Here is an 18,276-nt window from a genome sequence, read left to right on the forward strand (position 1 = left end):
TTTGCACGCCGCATGCCCGCGGCGTATCAGGCGTATCGGCTTGCCGGCTTTGCGCTGGGCCGTGCTGCGCGCGCGGCGTGCTTGTGCCAACCAGGCCGCGCTGTGCGACACTGCCGCGTGCTCTCATTTACTTCGCCCATGACTGCCCGCGCGCCCATCCCGTTGCAGGAAATCGAACTCGTCGCCGTTCGCGCACAAGGCGCGGGCGGCCAGAACGTCAACAAGGTGTCGAGCGCGATTCATCTGCGCTTCGACATTCGCGCCTCGTCGTTGCCCGAGGTGCTCAAGATGCGTCTGCTCGCGCTCGCCGACCGTCGGATTACGGGCGAGGGCGTCGTGGTCATCAAGTCGCAGGAATACCGCACGCAGGAGCAGAACCGCGTGGCCGCGCTCGCGCGCCTCGAGGAACTGGTCGACAGCGTGAGCGTGACGCGCAAGGCGCGCGTGGCGACGCGCCCCACGCGCGCTTCGAAGCTGCGCCGGCTCGACAGCAAGGCGCGCACCGGCGAGCTGAAGGCGGGGCGGCGGCGCATACCCGAATAGCGGTGCGCAGGCGGCAGGCTTGCAGGCGGCAGGCTTGCAGTCGGATTGGCCCGCTGCGCGTCACGGCCGCTCGCGCGGCCCGTGCTCGGGCGGAAAGTCCGCGCACAACACGTGCGTCGCGCCGCCGTAGTCGAGCGCGATGGCGCCCGTGTAGCAGAGTTCGCCGTCGTTGAGCGAATAGTGCGGACCCATCACCGCGACCCGGCCGGGCGTGGCAAGCGCACGCCGGAAATACTCGCGGCGCGACCAGTTGCTGTCGGTATCGGGATAGAAAGGCGCGAGGCGCGCGGGCGGCCCGACGCCTGGCATCGTAATCGAAGGTTCGTGCTGCTCGCCGTGTTCGTCCGCGGTGAAGACGCGCTGCGCGCGGCTGGCGCCGTCGCTGAAGATCGCGTTGGCGGCGGCCTCAAGCGTTCCGCCGCCCGTGAGCACCCGCGCGCCGCACAGCATGGCGTGCGAGAGCGCGCCGAAATTGACCTGTTCGATGATCTCGGTGCTGCGCTGGTAGTCGGCGAAGCGCCGCCACATCGACTGCGCGAGCGCGGGCGCGGCGGCCCCGGCTTCCCGTACCGAAGCGCGTGGCTCGCCGAACCAGAAGCCCTGCACGAGATCGATGTCGGCCTGCATCAGCACCATGAGCTGCGACTCGGTCTCGACGCCTTCGGCGAGCACCATCGTGCCCGCGTGATGAAGGATCGACACCAGCTCCGAAATGAATGCCACGTGACTTTCGCCGCTGGCCGCGCGCGTGACGAGCGAGCGGTCGAGCTTGACGATGTCGGGCCGGTAGCGCCACACGCGATCGAAATTGGAGAACCCGGCGCCAAAGTCGTCGAGCGCGACGAGGAAATCGCGGCCGCCCGCAGGCGGTCGTTCGTCGACGAACGAGCTGTATTCGTCGCCGCCGCGCTGCTCGAGAACCTCGATCACCACACGTTCGCGCGGGAAGTCGAAGTAGCGGCACAAGCCGTCGATGGCGGCCTGCGCGGGATCGGCGGCGCGTGCGCTGCGCGGCAGGGTGTTCAGGAAGATCCAGCCGGTTTCCACGCCTTGCTCGACGAAATTCGCGAGATGCAGGCAGCGGGCGAGTTCGTCGAGTTGCTGCGCCTCGGCGCCTTCGACCGTTGCGAACAGATCGGGCGGGGCGACAGCGTGGCCCGATGCGTCGGTCACGCGCAGCAACGCTTCATAGCCGACCACGCGCTGGTGCGTGATGGAGAGCACCGGCTGGAACGCGCTGTCGAGCGCGCAGCCGCGCCATTGCGCGCCCCAGCCCGCAGCGCGCGGCTGGAGTTGGGCGAGCAGGCTGGCGGCGGCAACCGCCCTGGCGTTCGACGGATCGTTCGGCATGGCTCGGGACGCGCGGCGTCGCGCGCGGTTCGTGAGCGTTTGAACCCGCAGGCCCGCGGGCCGCGCGACTGCCGTTTGTCGCAGGCGCCAGCCCGACGGCGATAACCGGCGGGGCCTGTCGTCAAGTGTACGGACTATCGGAAAATATTGCTCGCCTCGGTCGTGCCTGGCGTGGCGAGACGGAACGTGCCGCTCAGTGCGCGGTGTCGGGCACGTCGAGAATGAGGATGATGGTCCAGTCCGCGTCGCCTTCGTGATGGTACTGACGTTCGGCGACGATGAACGGCTGCTGCTTGCCGGCCGGCCCGAGGAACAGCACGTCGCCTTCCATCGGCAGGCATTCGACGGGAGGCAGCGCGAGATATGCGTCCTGGTTGCCGCCGCGCGGCATCAGTTTTTCGATCTTGCGTGAGGCCGCTTCGGTCCATTCGATATCGAGCTGGATGTTGCTCATTGTGTCTCTCCGCGCGTGGCGCGCACAAAAGGTTGGGTCTACGCCGACCGGGCGTTTTCGAGGTGCGCGACTTTAGCATACCGCGCCCGCGGGCCGGCGCGGTGGCCATGCGCACGAGGGCCGGGGCGACGAGGTGGAAGCGGATAGAAAAAAAGCCGATGACGGCAAACGCCGCATCGGCTTCATGGTTGCGGGTGAGGGGCTGCCCGCGTGCGGCCAGTCCTCGCCCCGGCTTACTGGGCGGGAGCCTTCTTGTGATGCGAATGCCCCGACTTGTGATGCGTCATGGGCGCCGGCGCCGGTGCGGGCGCGGCTTCCTGTTGCTGCTGCAGGGCCTGGGCGCGTTGCAGGACGTCGTCTGCCCTGGCCGGATCGGTGCTCATCGTGATGCCGTTGTCCGACTGCGCATACGCAGCGCCCGTCAGTGCGGAAAGCGAAATCAGGACTGCGAGGGACACTTTTTTCATCTCTACCTCCGAAGGAGCGGTTTATGGACCCAGCCGGTACCTGTCCAAGCAGGATGGACATGTCATTCTAACGATCAAATACTCGCACCAGATGACATCGCATAAACCGTTCCCACGGGAGTTACATCTCGTTACACCTGGTGGCGTCACGCGGTGACGCTAGAACCAGCCGATCATCCGATAGACATAAAACTGGGCAACCCCAATCGATTCATGGAGCGCCGTTTCGGCGGACCTGAGGTTGGCCACGCGCGGCAGCAGACCGCGCTCGACGTGGCGCACGCTCGATACCGCCGGCAGCGGGTGCATGTCGAACCGGTGAAAATCGAGCATCGCGCGGCGCATCTGGTACGAGGACGTCACGAGCAGCAGCGTTTCGTCGTTGCCGGCCCGAACGATGGGCGCGACGTTGCGCGCGTTTTGATACGTCGTAAGACTCTGGTTTTCGAGCACGAGATCGGCGCTCGGCACGCCCGCGCGCAGCAGGTAGGGCGCGTAGTTGTCGGCCTCGGCGCTTGCGTGACGCTCGGGGTTGCCGCCGCTCACGATCACACGGCACGCGCCGCCCGCGCGCGCGCACTGCGCGTGCAGTTCGGCGGCAAGGGCGATGCGTGCGTACACGTCGCGCGCGGGTACCAGTTCGCCGTCGCGCGATTCGGTGCCTCCGCCCAGCATGATGATGGCGGTGCGTGGACCGAAGCTCGCCGGGCCGATCTTCGTTTGATCGTAGGGAGTGCGATACAACGCCGGCTGGGCGAAATCGAGCAGCGCCCCGGAGAGCCAGCCGGTTGCGAGCAGCCAGAAGACCGCCGCCGCGCAGGCTGCGACACGCCATCGCGCGTTGCGCCACAGCAGGCCGAGCGCAATAAATAGCGCAAACAAAACGATTAGAATCAATTTGGATGAGGTAACGTATTGTTTTCGGGAAAAAGTGCGTCCAACCGACCTTTGCGCCGCGAGCGTGGCGCGGCGTTGGCCGTGCGGGAAGCGGGAAACCCGCTTTCACGGGGGACCGGATAACCTGGACTGCATTTTAAGAAAGAAGTGAGATGACCACGTATTCCAACGAAGCAGTACTCGAAGCGCTGCGGCGGGTGCAGTACCGGCAGGTCCCGTGGGCGCGTCGTCCTGAAGTGTTCCAGTATTTGCGCGATCTCGGCATGATGGACATCGTCCGGCAGCGCACCGTTGCGCCGGCGCCGGGCTTCCACGCGCCGGTCGACATCGCCGTGCTAACCGATCGCGGCCGCGCCGAATTCGCCCGGCTCGCGCGCGACGAGCGCACGCTTCAGTGGAGCGCGCACCGAGTGGCCGATTACGTCGCGGAGCGCGTACCGCAATCCGGACTCGAAGCGAGCCAGTAACACGCCACCATTCTCCACCCGCCAAAAAAAAGCCCGCATCGAAAGACACGGGCTTACCGGAATTACTGCTGCCACGCTGTGCTTGATGGCGTTAGGGTAGACCACACGTGAGGCGCGGTGGTTCCCCGGGGCAGGGTATATGCTGAGCCGCGGTCCTTCATGGCGCGTTTGCGGCCCGCTTTCGCGGTCTTACGGTCATTTACGGTCATCGCCTCTCCTTCCTCGGCTCCGACTGTTTCCTCATTGATGTTTCGCTGGCCGGCTCACCGCCGTTGCGTTTGTTCGGGCTTCTGCGGCGGCTGGGACGCGCTGCGGCGGGCATTGTCCGCTATGTCGCCGCGCAAGTCGCCGCGCGGCACCGGCGGGTTGCCCGCGCTGGGGCCAGGCGCCACCGGCGGAAGCGGGGCATGCGCGCCGGTGCGCGACATCGACCATGCCGGTACCGAAGCATGCGGCGGCTGGGCCGCGGCGCTAAACGACACGAAAGACGCCGTTGGCACAAAAAGGGCGAGGGCGGACAGCGAAACCATGACGCCCCGGATGTGGAGGTTCATGGATTTCATGGAGGCTCCCGTCAATCCAGTTTCTTGACGTTAATGGACATGCTCCTACGGTAGCGTCGAGCACGAAAGCGCGCTGTAAATATTGGTAAAGAGATGTATCGCGCAATGCCGATCGCTTCGTTGCGTACGCAGCGATGTCCAATGCGGCCTGGATCAGCCCGAACGGGCGTCAGTGTGGATGCGGTCCGGCAGGCGGTCCGCTGCGCTCAGGAAGCGTGGAAGAGGGGAGAAAACGCGCCGGACGCACGAGGCGCCCGGCGGAAAAGCAGGTTCAAGCGTGGCTCAGGCCATCTTCACCGGCGCGCGCCACGATTCCGGATTCGTCCAGAACGCGCCACGCAGGCGATCGCGGCTCGGCGGCGCGGGCGGCTTGGTCGCCGTCGCGCCGATACGGCCGCGCAGCGAAATTTCACGCCCGTTCGAACCCAGTCGCTTGACGATCTCGGCAAGCGTGCCGTCTGCCTGCCACTCGTCGAAACGGCGGCGGCAGGTCGGCGGCGAGGGGTAGCGGCCCGGCAGCTTGGACCAGCCTTCGCCCGTCGAAAGCACCCAAAGCACCGCGTTGACCACAGCACGCGCTTCGACGCGAGGCCGCCCGCGCCGTTCGCTCCGTGCCGGTTCGGCACAGAACAACGCCTCGACCAGCGCCCATTCGTTGTCTCTCAAATCGTCGAACAGCATCATGTTTCACCTCAGCGAAGCTATCTCCGGTGCGCTGCCCCGCGCTGCGCACTCTTCATGGACTCCCGGCCGGATGCCGGAGTACCAGGCGGGCCCGGCTGGATCGTCCCGGACTGCATGCGTCCGGAGGCGTCCATCGAACCTGTGCGTGCCTTAATGCGAAAACCGTGCCAGCACGTACGTTCTCGTCTTGAAGCCGCGTGGCGCCAAGCCCGCGCGGGAGATTGCCAGGGGCGTATAAGACTCGAAAACACTTGTCGAGAAAATCGGGAGAATCACCAATCTTGTGCACACAAGCCCGTCCTGCGTGCGTTTGCGCCGTATTGCTGCATTGCGGCGAACCATGGTCGATGGGGTGTCCCCGCCCTCAACCACGGGTGGCCGGCATAAAATCGCATGAAAATTGACAATTCATGAGGCGAGCGGATGAATGTGACGCTGCGGCAGTTGCGGGTGTTCATCGAGGTCGCCCGGCTGCAGAGTTTCAGCCGGGCAGGCGACGAAATCGGGCTCACGCAGTCGGCGGTGAGCCGCTGTGTGCGCGAACTCGAAGCCGAGATTGGCGTGAAGCTCGTCGACCGGACCACGCGCGAGGTGCAGCTCACGGATGTCGGCGCGAATCTGATCGCGAGCATTGCGCGCCTTCTCAACGATCTGGATGACGCCTTGCGCGAAATTCGCGAGATTGGCGAGCAGCGCCGCGGCCGCGTGGTCGTGGCGGCCAGCCCGACGGTCGCGTGCCGCTTGATGCCGCAGGTCGTGGCCGCGTGCGGGCGGCAGTTTCCCTACATCACGCTCGGATTGCGCGACGACGTGCAGAGCGACGTGGTTCGCAAGATCCGCTCGGGGGAGGTCGACTTCGGCGTCATCATCGGGCCCTTTGATGCCGAGGATCTCGAAACGGAATGTCTGACGACGGACTCGTTCTGCGTGGTCGTGCGCGGCGATCACGCGCTCGCGCTGAGCCAGGAAGTGTCGTGGCGCGAGCTGGACGGCGAGCGGCTCGTGATGCTCGACTACGCCTCGGGCAGCCGGCCGCTTATCGACGCCGTGATGAGCGAACAAGGCGTGCACGCCCGCGTGGTGCAGGAGCTGGGCCATCCCGCCACGGTATTCGGCCTCGTCGAGGCGGGCGTGGGTATTAGCGTACTGCCCTGGCTCGCGCTGCCCGTGCCGGCGGGCGCGCCCTTGCTTGCGCGGCCGCTGGTGCCGCGCGCGGAGCGCACGGTCGAACTGGTGCGGCGGCGTGACCGCTCGCTCTCGCCGGCCGCCGAGGCGGTCTGGTCGCTGATCCGTCAACTCGCCGGCCAGCCCGAAGCGCAGCACTGAAGCGGGCGCGTTGAAGTCGCCGATCCGGTGCATGCCGGCGCGGACCTCGCGCCGCCCGGCCGCGCGCTAAACTTCACGTTTCCCCACATTCCGCGATCCGAAACCCGATGAGCGATCCCGATTCGTCGTCCCCCGTGTCCCTGCCGCGCGAAGCAGTGCGCGCCCTGCGCTCGTCGCAGATTCGCGAAGTGGCGAACGCCGGGTTCGGCGTGCCCGACGTGCTGCCGTTCTGGTTCGGCGAATCCGACCGCGTAACGCCGCCGTTCATCCGCGAGGCGGCCGCCGAGGCGCTCGGGCGCGGCGACACGTTTTACACGCACAACCTCGGCATCGCGCCGCTGCGCGAATCGCTCTCGCGCTACGTGAGCGGGCTGCACGGCGCGACGCCGGTGGACAACCTCGCGGTGACGAGCGCCGGCGTGAATGCGCTGATGCTGGCGGCGCAGCTCGTCGTGGGCGCGGGCGACCGGGTTGTGGCGGTGACGCCGCTGTGGCCGAACCTCGTCGAGATCCCGAAGATTCTCGGCGCCACGGTCGAGACGGTTTCGCTGAGCTACGGCGCGCACGGCTGGACGCTCGATCTCGACCGCCTGCTGGCGGCGCTCACTCCCGAGACGCGGCTGCTCATGATCAACTCGCCGAACAACCCGACCGGCTGGGTGATGACGCGCGACCAGCAGCGCGCGGTGCTCGAGCATTGCCGGCGCCTTGGCATCTGGATCGTCGCCGACGAGGTCTACGAGCGCCTTTACTACGGCGATGCGAGCGAGCGCACCGCGCCGTCGTTTCTCGACATTGCGTCGCGCGAAGAGCGGCTGATCTGCGTGAATTCGTTTTCGAAGGCGTGGCTCATGACCGGCTGGCGGCTTGGCTGGATGGTCGTGCCGCGCACCTTGACCGACGATCTGGGCAAGCTGGTCGAGTACAACACCTCGTGCGCGCCCTCGTTCGTGCAGCAGGCCGGCATCGCGGCGCTCGAACACGGCGAGCCCTTCACGCGTTCGCTCGTCGCCGATCTGCGCCACTCGCGCGATCACCTCGCTGCGGCGCTCGCGAAGCTGCCCGGCGTCGACGTGAAGGTGCCGCACGGCGCGATGTACCTCTTTTTCCGGCTGGCCGGCGCGCAGAACAGTCTCGCGCTGTGCAAGGCGCTGGTGCGCGATGCGGGACTTGGGCTCGCGCCGGGCAGCGCGTTCGGAGCGCAAGGTGAAGGCTTCGTGCGCTGGTGCTATGCGTGCGACCCGGCGCGGCTCGATGCGGGCGTCGAGCGACTCGCGCGCTACCTGGAGGCGGTGGGAGCGCATTGAGCCGTTAAAATGGGAGCGCTCGGGCAAAACGGCGTCTTTACGCACCCCGCGTTTTTGCGTAATATGGCGCTCAGTCAAGCGATTCCCTGCGGGAATTTCGCGGCTCCCTCCGGCTGGGTCTGGCTCTGTGCCTGCATTTCGGCCCCCCGGTGCGTGCTCCCATCAATATGACCGATCAGAATCGGGCGAGCGCGTCTCCAAGTTCCATATCGTCTTTGTCTGTCTGATCCGGTTCCTTGAACCTGATTTACCTTACTTAGGGTCTGACCTGGCTGCATGAATACCCAAGAGGCGAAAATCGTCCTCGAGACTGCATTGATCTGCACGCAGGAGCCGTTGAAACTCGGCGAACTGCGCAAACTGTTTGCCGACGACATTTCGGCCGACACGGTCCGCAACCTGCTCGAAGACCTGCGGAACGAATGGTCCGGGCGCGGCGTCGAGCTGGTGGGGCTCGCGTCGGGCTGGCGCTTTCAGAGCAAGCCGGCCATGCGGACGTATCTTGACCGGTTGCATCCCGAAAAGCCGCCGCGCTATTCGCGCGCGGTCCTCGAAACGCTCGCGATCATCGCGTACCGGCAGCCGGTCACGCGTGGCGACATCGAGGAAATTCGCGGCGTCACGGTCAACACGCAGGTCGTCAAGCAGCTCGAGGACCGCAACTGGATCGAAGTGATCGGTCATCGCGACGTGCCGGGCCGCCCGGCGCTCTACGCAACGACACGGGAGTTTCTCGACGATCTCGGACTGAAGTCGCTCGACGAATTGCCGCCGCTCGACGATCCGTCGAGCCAGTTCGGCGAGCAACTGCTCGCCCAGCACGCGATCGAGTTTCCCGAGAGCGCCGCGGCGCAGTTCGTCGCCGACGGTCAGCCCGAGGCGGCCATCGAGGCGGCGGGCGTGGAACATGCGGCAGCGGAGGGCGTCGATGCGCTCTTGCAGGCCGGGGGCGAGGCGCCCGGTGTTCACGCCGCGCACGAAACAGAGCAAACGCACGAGGCAGCGGGCGCAAACGTTGCATATGCAGCCGATGCATCGGGCGACGCGGTGCAAGACGAAGCAAGCCTCGCGCAGGACGGGCCGGCCCCGGACGCTCGCGCGCAGGGTGCCGCGCACGAAGCAGATGCGGCGGGCGAAGAAGAACACGAAGACCGCCGCGACGCGGCGCAGGACGACCCCGTCTCGACGACGGACGACGAAGCCGCACGACGCGGCATCTGAAGCAACACGCTTTTTTGACGCGCCCCGCAAGCGGGCGCGCAACCTGACATTTTGAGGTTGTTTTGACTGATATCCACGACACCGATTCGACCGACGCGTCCGAATCCGCGCGCCGCGCGTCTTCCGCGCGCGACGACGACACGCGCGCTTCGCAGGTCGAAGGCGAAGCACAGGGCGGCGAAGGCGAAGAGCGGCCGCGCCGCGGCCTGCGCCGCGGGCCGCGCAGCCTGATCGCGCGCCGCCGCGCAGGCGCGAAGGCAAAGTCCGAAGGCGCTGAGGGCGCGGACGTGTCCGCAGCGCCCGTTGCCGCACCGGAAGCCGCGCCTGAGCGCGCGGCCGCCGCACGCCCGCCGCGCAAGGACGCCGGCGCGAAGAAGCCCGGCCGCCGCCAGAATGCGGGCGGCGCCGCTCAGGGTGAGCGGCAAGGTGAACGTCAAGGCGAGCGCCAGGGCGAACGTCGGGGTGAACGTCAGCAGGGCGCGGGCAAGCGCCAGAAGGGCCAGGGCCAGGGCCGGGGCGAAGGCCAGCCGGCCGCCGCCGCGGGCAACGCTCAGGACGACCTGTTCCTCTACGTGACCTCGCCGGCGTTCGACGCCGACAATGGCGACGGTTCGGGCGTGCACGCACCGATGCTGCGCCGCGGCCGCCCACAGCAGCCCAAGCGCGTGCTGAGCCCGGACGACGACGCGCCGAAGCTGCACAAGGTGCTGGCGGATGCAGGCATGGGCTCGCGCCGCGACATGGAAGAGCTGATCATCGCCGGGCGCGTCTCGGTGAACGGCGAGCCCGCCCATATTGGCCAGCGCATCCTGCCGACCGACCAGGTCCGCATCAACGGCAAGCCCATCAAGCGCAAGCTGCAGAACAAGCCGCCGCGCGTGCTGATCTATCACAAGCCGACCGGCGAAATCGTGAGCCACGCCGATCCGGAAGGCCGCCCCTCGGTGTTCGACGGCCTGCCGCCGATGAAAACGGCGAAATGGCTGGCCGTCGGCCGTCTGGACTTCAACACCGAAGGTCTGCTGATGCTGACGACCTCGGGCGATCTCGCGAACCGCTTCATGCATCCGCGCTACAGCGTGGAGCGCGAGTATGCGGTGCGCGTGGTGGGCGAGCTGAGCGAGGGGATGCGCCAGAAGCTGCTCAAGGGCGTCGAACTCGAAGACGGCCCCGCGAGCTTCCTGCGCATCCGCGACGGCGGCGGCGAGGGCACGAATCACTGGTATCACGTCGCGCTGGCCGAAGGCCGCAACCGCGAAGTGCGCCGCATGTTCGAGGCGGCTGGCTTGATGGTGAGCCGGCTGATCCGTACGCGTCACGGCCCGATCGCCCTGCCCAAGGGCCTCAAGCGCGGCCGCTGGGAAGAGCTTGAGGACAACCAGGTGCGCGCGCTGATGGCAGCGGTGGGCCTGAAGGCGCCGGCCGAAGAGAAGGGCGGTCGTGGCGGCAAGGAGCAGGAGCGTCGCCAGCCCGATCCGATGCAGACCTCGATGGGCTTCATCGATCGTGAGCCGGTGCTGAGTTCGCACGGTGCGATGGGGCAGCCGCGTCAGGGCCAGGGCCACGGACGGCGCGGTGCGGCGGGCGGCTTCGGCGGCGGCGCGGGCGCGGGTCATGGCAACTTCGGCGCGGGCTCCGGTTTCGGCGGCCGTGGCGGCAACCGCGCAGGCGGCCGCGAGGTGGACGGCAACCGTGCGCCCGGCGCGCAAGGCAAGCGAGCAGGCGGCAATGCCAATGGCAATCGTCGCGGCGGTCCCGGCAACGGCGGCAGTGGCGGCAATGCCAACCCCAATGGCAATCGCGCTGGCGGCAATAGCCGTGGCGGCCCGCGTGGCGCGCCGCGCAACCGCACACGCGGCCACTGACCCGCGAGGCGCGCGCCGCTACCGCTGGTGTTTTAAATGCGCGTAGTCGATGCGAGTCGTTAGCGAGCAAAAGCGCCGGCAAATCCTCTTCCCAGGCCCATAAATAACGGCAAAAGGCCGTTTGGGCCTGGCCGCGGATTTGCGTTAATGTGCAAAAAAGGCTAGAATCACAAAGTCGCTGGGCGTGCGGCTATTTATCTGCGCTGTAATACGCGCCCCAGGTGCGACCACCTGGCTAAGTGAGAAGATGGGCGTTTCGCCCATTTTTTTTTGGTTTCGCCCCAAATTGGTTTCAAACAGATGCCGACGTTTCACGTTCGGCATTGTCAATTTGGGGGGCGTTCAACCATCCAGGTCGTTCGTCATCGTGGGGCCGGTAGGTGAGAAGCGCGCGCTCACCTGGCGCGCGGCCCGCGAATCCCTGGCGAAGCAGAAATGAAAGCTGAGGAAGTTGCTGGCCCGCTGCGCGGAACATCTGGAGTGGGCATTGTGCAACTGACGGAACTGATTGAAACCACGGTCACCGGGCTCGGTTACGAGCTGGTCGACCTCGAGCGCACCGGGCGCGGCATGCTGACCATTTTCATCGATCAGCCCGCGGGGATCGCGATCGAGGACTGCGAGAAGGTCACGCGTCAGCTCCAGCACGTTCTGACGGTCGAGAACATCGACTACGAGCGGCTCGAAGTTTCGTCGCCCGGTCTCGACCGTCCGCTGAAAAAACTGGCGGACTTCGAACGCTTCGCAGGCTGCGAAGCGGTAATCACGTTGAAAAAGCCATTGGACGGACGGAAATCGTACCGGGGCATCGTGCATGCTCCCGAAGGCGAGTCCATCGGTCTGGAATTCGAAGGGAAGGCGGGTCCTGCGATGCTCGATTTCACGCTCGCGGACATCGACAAAGCACGCCTTGTCCCCAAAGTTGACTTTAGGAGCCGCAAACAATGAGTCGCGAAGTGTTGATGCTGGTGGATGCGCTGGCACGCGAGAAGAATGTCGACAAGGACGTGGTGTTCGCCGCCCTTGAAGCGGCGCTTGCGTCGGCCTCCAAGAAACTCTTCGACGAGGATGCGGATATCCGCGTGCATATCGATCGCGAAAGCGGCGAACACGAAACGTTCCGCCGCTGGCGCATCGTGCCGGACGAAGCGGGCCTGCAGGAGCCGGACCAGGAAATCCTGCTGTTCGAAGCCCGCGAGCAAGACCCCGAAGCGCAGATCGACGGTTTCGTCGAGCAGCCGGTGCCTTCGGTCGAGTTCGGCCGCATCGGCGCGCAGGCCGCCAAGCAGGTCATCCTGCAGAAGGTGCGCGACGCCGAGCGCGAGCAGATCCTCAACGACTTCCTCGAGCGCGGCGAAAGCATCATGACCGGCACGGTCAAGCGCATGGACAAGGGCAACTTCATCGTCGAATCGGGTCGCGTGGAGGCGCTGCTGCGCCGCGACCAGTTGATTCCGAAGGAAAACCTGCGCGTGGGCGACCGCGTGCGCGCCTGGATCGGCAAGGTCGACCGCACCGCGCGCGGCCCGCAGATCGAACTCTCGCGCACGGCGCCCGAGTTCCTCATGAAGCTGTTCGAAATGGAAGTGCCCGAAATCGAACAGGGCCTCCTCGAGATCAAGGCGGCGGCGCGCGATCCGGGCGTGCGCGCCAAGATCGGCGTGGTGGCTTACGACAAGCGCATCGATCCGATCGGCACCTGCGTCGGCATCCGCGGTTCGCGCGTGCAGGCCGTGCGCAACGAGCTTGGTGGCGAAAACGTCGACATCGTGCTATGGTCGGAAGATCCCGCCCAGTTCGTGATCGGCGCGCTCGCGCCGGCTGCCGTGCAGTCGATCGTCGTCGACGAGGAAAAGCACTCGATGGACGTCGTGGTCGACGAGAGCGAACTCGCGGTCGCGATCGGCCGTAGCGGCCAGAACGTGCGTCTTGCCAGCGAACTGACCGGCTGGCAAATCAATATCATGACGCCGGACGAATCCGCGCAAAAGCAGAATCAGGAGCGCACGGTGCTGCGCGACCTGTTCATGGCGCGTCTCGACGTGGACGAAGAAGTCGCCGACATCCTGATCGACGAAGGCTTCACGAGCCTCGAAGAGATCGCCTACGTGCCGCTCAACGAAATGCTGGAAATCGAGGCGTTCGACGAGGACACCGTACACGAACTGCGCAACCGCGCTCGCGACGCCCTGCTCACGCAGGCAATCGCGAACGAGGAGAAGGTGGAAAGCGCTGCGCTGGACCTGAAGAGTCTGGACGGCATCGACCCGGACCTGCTCGCGAAACTGGCGCAGCATGAAGTTCACACCCGCGACGAGCTTGCCGAGCTGGCCGTGGACGAGCTGGTCGAAATGACGGGAATGGAAGAGGACGCCGCCAAGGCGTTGATCATGAAGGCGCGTGAGCACTGGTTCCAGTGACCCGGCCAACGGGAAGCTGCATCAGGGCGCGACGAGCAGGAAGCGACCATGACCCACTGAACTGAACGCGGCGGGGCCTTGCAGGACGTGAGGCACCGAAGGCCGCATGACCCGATGTCAACCGCAAGGAATCGGTCCTTGCATTAAGAGGAATGAATGGCGAGTAACAACGTAGCCCAATTTGCCGCGGAACTGAAGATGCCTGCTGGCGTGCTGCTGGAGCAGCTCCAGGCGGCGGGCGTCACGAAAGCGAGCGAAGCTGACTCCTTGTCCGAAACGGACAAGGCGCGTCTGCTCGACCACTTGCGCAAGTCTCACGGCTCGACTGATGCAGACAAGCGCAAGATCACGCTGACGAAACGGCATACGTCGGAAATCAAGCAGTCCGATTCGACGGGTAAGGCTCGCACCATTCAGGTCGAGGTGCGCAAGAAGCGCACGTTCGTCCGCCGCGACGAATCCGCCGGTGAGGCGGATGCATCGAATCATGCAGCCGACGCAGCCGCTGCCGCCGAAGAGGCGGAGCTGCAGCGCCGCGAGGAAGAAGCGCGCCGCGAGGCAGAACTGCTCGAGCGTCAGGCCCAGGAACTCAAGGAGCGCCAGGAAACCCTCGCGCGTGAAGAGTCCGAGCGCCGCGCGCGCGAAGAGGCCGCCGAGGCCGAGCGCCGCCGCGCCGAAGAAGAACTTGCAAAGAAGAAGGCATCGGCCGATGCCGCCGCTCGCGAGCTGGCCGCTCAGGCCGTGGCTGCGCAGCGCAACGCCGAAGCGGAAGCGAAGGAAGTGAAGCAACAGCAGGACCAGCAGGAAGAACAGCGCGCCGCAGCCGAGCGCGCCGCGCAGCGCGAAGCGGCCCAGAAGGCCGAAGCGGCCGCGCGCGAAGCCGCCGAAAAGGCGCAGAAGGAACAGGACGAGATCGCCCGCCGCCGCGCGGCTGCCGAAGCCGAAGCGCGCGCGATCCGCGAAATGATGAACACGCCGCGCAAGGCGCAGGTGAAGGCGCCCGAGCCGGTGAAGCCTGCCGAGCCGGCCAAGCCGGCTGAAGCCAAGGGCACGCTGCACAAGCCGGCGCGTCCGGAAGGCGCACCGTCGCGTCCGGCCGCCGGGGCTGGCGCTGCGGCGAAGAAGCCGGCCACGACGGCCGCGCCTTCGACGAGCGCGCCGGGTGCAGGCGCGGGCGACCGCAACAAGAAGCCGGGCGCAGGCAAGGGCGGCTGGCAGGACGACGCGGCCAAGCGCCGTGGCATCAAGACGCGCGGCGACTCGTCGGGCGGCGTGGACCGTGGCTGGCGCGGCGGCCCGAAGGGCCGTGGCCGTCACCAGGACGCATCGACGTTCCAGGCGCCGACCGAGCCGATCGTGCGTGAAGTGCACGTGCCGGAAACCATCACCGTGGCCGACCTCGCGCACAAGATGTCCGTGAAGGCGTCCGAAGTCATCAAGGTGATGATGAAGATGGGCCAGATGGTCACCATCAACCAGATGCTCGACCAGGAAACGGCGATGATCATCGTCGAGGAACTGGGCCACAGCGCGGTTGCCGCGAAGCTCGACGACCCGGAAGCGCTGCTGGTCGAAGGCCAGGCGACGGGCACGGACGCCGAGCAACTGCCGCGTCCGCCGGTTGTCACGGTCATGGGTCACGTCGACCACGGCAAGACCTCGCTGCTCGACTACATCCGCCGCGCCAAGGTTGCAGCGGGCGAAGCGGGCGGCATTACGCAGCACATCGGCGCATACCACGTCGAAACGCCGCGTGGCGTCATCACGTTCCTCGACACGCCGGGTCACGAGGCCTTCACGGCCATGCGTGCCCGCGGTGCGAAGGCAACCGACATCGTCATTCTGGTGGTCGCGGCCGACGACGGCGTGATGCCGCAGACGAAGGAAGCCATCGCGCACGCGAAGGCTGCCGGTGTGCCGCTCGTCGTGGCGATCAACAAGATCGACAAGCCGGATGCGAACCTCGATCGCGTCAAGCAGGAACTCGTCGCGGAAGGCGTGGTGCCGGAAGAGTACGGCGGCGACTCGCCGTTCGTGCCGGTGTCGGCGAAGACCGGCGCGGGCATCGACGACCTGCTCGAAAACGTGCTGCTGCAAGCCGAAGTGCTGGAACTGAAGGCACCGGTCGAAGCGCCGGCCAAGGGCATCGTCATCGAAGCGAAGCTCGACAAGGGTAAGGGTCCGGTCGCGACGATCCTCGTCCAGTCGGGTACGCTCAATCGCGGCGACGTCGTGCTGGCAGGCAGCGCCTACGGCCGCGTGCGTGCGATGCTCGACGAAACCGGCAAGCCGACGAAGGAAGCCGGTCCGTCGATCCCGGTCGAAATCCAGGGTCTGTCGGAAGTGCCGGGCGCGGGCGAAGAAGTCATCGTGCTGCCGGACGAGCGCAAGGCGCGCGAAATCGCCATGTTCCGTCAAGGCAAGTTCCGCGACGTCAAGCTCGCGAAGCAGCAGGCCGCGAAGCTCGAAAACATGCTCGAGCAGATGGGCGAAGGCGAAGTGCAGAATCTGCCGCTCATCGTCAAGGCCGACGTGCAGGGTTCGCAGGAAGCGCTGGTGCAATCGCTGCTCAAACTGTCGACCAGCGAAGTGCGCGTGCAGATCGTGCACAGCGCGGTCGGTGCGATCAGCGAGTCGGACGTCAACTTGGCAACGGCTTCGAAGGCGGTCATCATCGGCTTCAATACGCGTGCGGATGCGCAGGCGCGTAAGGTGGCCGAGGCGAACGGCATCGACATCCGCTACTACAACATCATCTATGACGCAGTGGATGAGGTGAAGGCGGCGATGTCCGGCATGCTGGCGCCGGAGAAGCGCGAGACGGTCACGGGTATGGCCGAGGTGCGCCAGGTGATTCGCGTGCCGAAGGTCGGCCTGATCGCGGGTTGTATGGTCACGGACGGTTTCGTCAAGCGTTCGTCGTCGGTGCGCGTGATCCGCAACAACGTGGTCATCCATACCGGCGAACTCGACTCGCTCAAGCGCTTCAAGGACGACGTCAAGGAAGTCAAGCAAGGCTTCGAGTGCGGTATGTCGATCAAGAACTTCAGCGACATCGTCGAAGGCGACCAGTTCGAAGTGTTCGAGATCACCGAAGTCGCACGTACGCTGTAATCGCAGCGGACTTGCCGATAACGGGCGGGGCAGGCGCTGGCCAGTCCCGCCCGTTTTGTTTTTGCGCGGCCGTGCGCGCCTTCGTGGACGCAACGCCGCCTGAATTGCCTCGCAGACCAAGAGGTGGAATTATCATGCCGAAAAAACGTACTTCCCCGAATCGCAACGTGCAGATCGCCGATCAGATCCAGCGCGATCTTTCCGAGCTGATGCGCGAAGTGAAGGACCCGCGAATTGGACTCGTGACGATCCAGAGCGTGGAACTCACGCCCGACTACGCGCACGCCAAGGTCTACTTCACGACGCTCACGGGCGACCCGAAGACCACCCAGGAGGCGCTCAACCACGCCGCCGGCCATCTGCATAACCAGCTTTTCAAGCGCCTGCACATTCACACGGTGCCGACGTTGCATTTCCATTATGACCAGTCGGTCGAGAAGGGTGTCGAGATGTCGCGTCTCATCGACGAGGCGAACGCCACGCGCGCGAAGGACGACTGACGCGGGCAATGACTGCATCATCGAACAAGAACCAGGGCGAGCCGCGCGCGAAGGTGCCGCGCCGCCTGCTCGACGGCGTGCTGCTGCTGGACAAGCCCGTGGGCCTGTCCAGCAACGACGCGTTGATTCGCGCGAAGCGCCTGTATCGCGTGAAGAAGGCGGGCCATACCGGCACGCTCGACCCGCTCGCGTCGGGCCTGCTGCCGCTGTGCTTCGGCGAAGCGACCAAGTTTTCGCAGGATCTGCTCGAAGCCGACAAGACCTATGAGGCGACCATGCGCCTCGGCATTCGCACGACTACCGGCGACGCCGAAGGCGAGGCGATCGAGACCCGCGAGGTCACGTGCGACGAAGCCGCGGTGCGCGAAGCGATGCAGCGTTTTCTCGGCGACATCGTGCAGGTGCCGCCGATGTATTCGGCGCTCAAACGCGACGGCAAGCCGCTCTACGAATACGCGCGTGCGGGTCAGACGGTCGAGCGGGAAGGGCGCGAAGTGAAGATCCTTGCGCTGGAGATGATCGCGTGCGCGCTTCCCGGGATTCCTGAGGTAACGTTTCGCGTGACGTGCAGCAAGGGCACGTATGTTCGCACGCTGGCCGAGGATATCGGCGAGGCGCTGGGCTGCGGTGCGCATCTCGTGATGCTGCGCCGTACGGGCGTGGGTGCGCTCACGCTCGAGCACGCGGTGACGCTCGATGCGCTCACGGCCGCCGCCGAACCCGAGCGCGACACCTGGCTGCGCCCCGTCGATGCGTTGCTCTCCACGTTTCCCTCCGTGACACTCAATGAAGAAGCGGCGCGCCGCTTCACGCATGGCCAGCGCCTGCCGCTCAACGAGCTGGTGCTCGATCGCGCGGTGTGCGAAGCGGCCGAACGCGTGCGCGTGTACGCGGACGACGGGCGTTTGCTCGGCGTCGCGAAGGCCGCGAACGGCGTGCTTGCGCCGGAGCGGCTGGTGGTGAGCGGCGCGGTCTGAGCGCGCTCTCGTATAGCGCCCGGAGCGCACAAGCTAAAACGGCACGCCGCGGTGAATAACCGGACGTGTCGTTTTGCTTTTGCTTTGCTTTTACTTTTAGACAGCCGGGGAGCGCTTCAGC

The 18,276-nt window shown here is 66.1% G+C and carries 16 protein-coding genes and 1 pseudogene; 11 read left to right on the forward strand and 6 right to left on the reverse strand.

The window, feature by feature from the left end:
• Positions 1 to 138: 138 nt before the first annotated feature.
• Positions 139 to 543, forward strand: a complete 405-nt coding sequence (arfB, locus tag U5768_RS24305; protein WP_322033090.1) for an alternative ribosome rescue aminoacyl-tRNA hydrolase ArfB — start codon at positions 139 to 141, stop codon at positions 541 to 543.
• Between the two features lie 60 nt (positions 544 to 603).
• Here the strand turns inward: arfB and U5768_RS24310 are convergent, their stop codons facing one another.
• From U5768_RS24310 to U5768_RS24325, 4 genes are all read right to left on the reverse strand, one after another.
• Positions 604 to 1,893: an EAL domain-containing protein gene (locus U5768_RS24310; protein ID WP_322032947.1), complete on the reverse strand. Its 1,290-nt coding sequence runs from the start codon at positions 1,891 to 1,893 to the stop codon at positions 604 to 606.
• 193 nt (positions 1,894 to 2,086) lie between these two features.
• Positions 2,087 to 2,347, reverse strand: coding sequence for a hypothetical protein (locus U5768_RS24315; protein WP_028204803.1), 261 nt, complete (start codon positions 2,345 to 2,347; stop codon positions 2,087 to 2,089).
• A gap of 233 nt (positions 2,348 to 2,580) precedes the next feature.
• Complete coding sequence (locus tag U5768_RS24320; protein WP_322032948.1) at positions 2,581 to 2,814, reverse strand: hypothetical protein; 234 nt, start codon at positions 2,812 to 2,814, stop codon at positions 2,581 to 2,583.
• A gap of 159 nt (positions 2,815 to 2,973) precedes the next feature.
• Positions 2,974 to 3,696 (reverse strand): YdcF family protein, encoded by a 723-nt coding sequence (locus U5768_RS24325; protein WP_322032949.1) that lies wholly within the window; start codon positions 3,694 to 3,696, stop codon positions 2,974 to 2,976.
• A gap of 167 nt (positions 3,697 to 3,863) precedes the next feature.
• Between U5768_RS24325 and U5768_RS24330 the strand changes: the two genes are divergently transcribed.
• Positions 3,864 to 4,178, forward strand: a complete 315-nt coding sequence (locus U5768_RS24330; RefSeq protein WP_028204806.1) for a hypothetical protein — start codon at positions 3,864 to 3,866, stop codon at positions 4,176 to 4,178.
• 263 nt (positions 4,179 to 4,441) lie between these two features.
• Here the strand turns inward: U5768_RS24330 and U5768_RS24335 are convergent, their stop codons facing one another.
• Complete coding sequence (locus U5768_RS24335; RefSeq protein WP_322032950.1) at positions 4,442 to 4,741, reverse strand: hypothetical protein; 300 nt, start codon at positions 4,739 to 4,741, stop codon at positions 4,442 to 4,444.
• A gap of 285 nt (positions 4,742 to 5,026) precedes the next feature.
• A pseudogene (locus U5768_RS24340) lies at positions 5,027 to 5,422 on the reverse strand (transposase); the annotation flags it as partial.
• 426 nt (positions 5,423 to 5,848) lie between these two features.
• On the opposite strand from U5768_RS24340, the gene U5768_RS24345 reads away from it, so the two are divergent.
• The 9 genes from U5768_RS24345 to truB all read left to right on the forward strand — a co-directional run bounded on the left by U5768_RS24345 (position 5,849) and on the right by truB (position 18,155).
• Positions 5,849 to 6,751: a LysR family transcriptional regulator gene (locus U5768_RS24345; RefSeq protein ID WP_322032951.1), complete on the forward strand. Its 903-nt coding sequence runs from the start codon at positions 5,849 to 5,851 to the stop codon at positions 6,749 to 6,751.
• A 107-nt stretch (positions 6,752 to 6,858) separates the two neighbouring features.
• Positions 6,859 to 8,058 (forward strand): pyridoxal phosphate-dependent aminotransferase, encoded by a 1,200-nt coding sequence (locus U5768_RS24350; RefSeq protein ID WP_322032952.1) that lies wholly within the window; start codon positions 6,859 to 6,861, stop codon positions 8,056 to 8,058.
• Between the two features lie 276 nt (positions 8,059 to 8,334).
• Positions 8,335 to 9,279: an SMC-Scp complex subunit ScpB gene (gene scpB, locus U5768_RS24355; RefSeq protein ID WP_322032953.1), complete on the forward strand. Its 945-nt coding sequence runs from the start codon at positions 8,335 to 8,337 to the stop codon at positions 9,277 to 9,279.
• 62 nt (positions 9,280 to 9,341) lie between these two features.
• Positions 9,342 to 11,144, forward strand: coding sequence for a 23S rRNA pseudouridine(2605) synthase RluB (gene rluB / locus U5768_RS24360; protein ID WP_322032954.1), 1,803 nt, complete (start codon positions 9,342 to 9,344; stop codon positions 11,142 to 11,144).
• A 489-nt stretch (positions 11,145 to 11,633) separates the two neighbouring features.
• Positions 11,634 to 12,092, forward strand: coding sequence for a ribosome maturation factor RimP (rimP, locus tag U5768_RS24365; RefSeq protein ID WP_028204813.1), 459 nt, complete (start codon positions 11,634 to 11,636; stop codon positions 12,090 to 12,092).
• Positions 12,089 to 13,564 carry a transcription termination factor NusA gene (gene nusA, locus U5768_RS24370; RefSeq protein WP_310632376.1) on the forward strand — a complete coding sequence of 492 codons (1,476 nt, stop codon included), beginning with the start codon at positions 12,089 to 12,091 and terminating at the stop codon, positions 13,562 to 13,564. Before rimP ends, nusA begins: the two co-directional genes overlap by 4 nt.
• A gap of 156 nt (positions 13,565 to 13,720) precedes the next feature.
• A complete protein-coding gene (gene infB / locus U5768_RS24375; RefSeq protein WP_322032955.1) occupies positions 13,721 to 16,678 on the forward strand; it encodes a translation initiation factor IF-2 in 2,958 nt (985 codons plus the stop codon).
• A 134-nt stretch (positions 16,679 to 16,812) separates the two neighbouring features.
• The gene (gene rbfA, locus U5768_RS24380; protein ID WP_042272510.1) at positions 16,813 to 17,178 is read left to right on the forward strand and encodes a 30S ribosome-binding factor RbfA; all 366 of its coding nucleotides are present in this window, start codon (positions 16,813 to 16,815) and stop codon (positions 17,176 to 17,178) included.
• A gap of 8 nt (positions 17,179 to 17,186) precedes the next feature.
• Positions 17,187 to 18,155, forward strand: coding sequence for a tRNA pseudouridine(55) synthase TruB (gene truB, locus U5768_RS24385; RefSeq protein ID WP_322032956.1), 969 nt, complete (start codon positions 17,187 to 17,189; stop codon positions 18,153 to 18,155).
• Positions 18,156 to 18,276: the final 121 nt, after the last annotated feature.

Origin of the sequence: Paraburkholderia sp. J76 (assembly GCF_905220295.1) — a bacterium.
Lineage (GTDB): Bacteria > Pseudomonadota > Gammaproteobacteria > Burkholderiales > Burkholderiaceae > Paraburkholderia.

Coding starts and splice junctions, on each gene's coding strand:
- U5768_RS24345 (WP_322032951.1), top strand. CDS start 5,849: ATGAATGTGACGCTGCGGCAGTTGCGGGTGTTCATCGAGGTCGCCCGG.
- U5768_RS24335 (WP_322032950.1), bottom strand. CDS start 4,741: ATGAAATCCATGAACCTCCACATCCGGGGCGTCATGGTTTCGCTGTCC.
- scpB (WP_322032953.1), top strand. CDS start 8,335: ATGAATACCCAAGAGGCGAAAATCGTCCTCGAGACTGCATTGATCTGC.
- U5768_RS24350 (WP_322032952.1), top strand. CDS start 6,859: ATGAGCGATCCCGATTCGTCGTCCCCCGTGTCCCTGCCGCGCGAAGCA.
- rbfA (WP_042272510.1), top strand. CDS start 16,813: ATGCCGAAAAAACGTACTTCCCCGAATCGCAACGTGCAGATCGCCGAT.
- U5768_RS24330 (WP_028204806.1), top strand. CDS start 3,864: ATGACCACGTATTCCAACGAAGCAGTACTCGAAGCGCTGCGGCGGGTG.
- U5768_RS24310 (WP_322032947.1), bottom strand. CDS start 1,893: ATGCCGAACGATCCGTCGAACGCCAGGGCGGTTGCCGCCGCCAGCCTG.
- truB (WP_322032956.1), top strand. CDS start 17,187: ATGACTGCATCATCGAACAAGAACCAGGGCGAGCCGCGCGCGAAGGTG.
- infB (WP_322032955.1), top strand. CDS start 13,721: ATGGCGAGTAACAACGTAGCCCAATTTGCCGCGGAACTGAAGATGCCT.
- nusA (WP_310632376.1), top strand. CDS start 12,089: ATGAGTCGCGAAGTGTTGATGCTGGTGGATGCGCTGGCACGCGAGAAG.
- arfB (WP_322033090.1), top strand. CDS start 139: ATGACTGCCCGCGCGCCCATCCCGTTGCAGGAAATCGAACTCGTCGCC.
- U5768_RS24320 (WP_322032948.1), bottom strand. CDS start 2,814: ATGAAAAAAGTGTCCCTCGCAGTCCTGATTTCGCTTTCCGCACTGACG.
- U5768_RS24315 (WP_028204803.1), bottom strand. CDS start 2,347: ATGAGCAACATCCAGCTCGATATCGAATGGACCGAAGCGGCCTCACGC.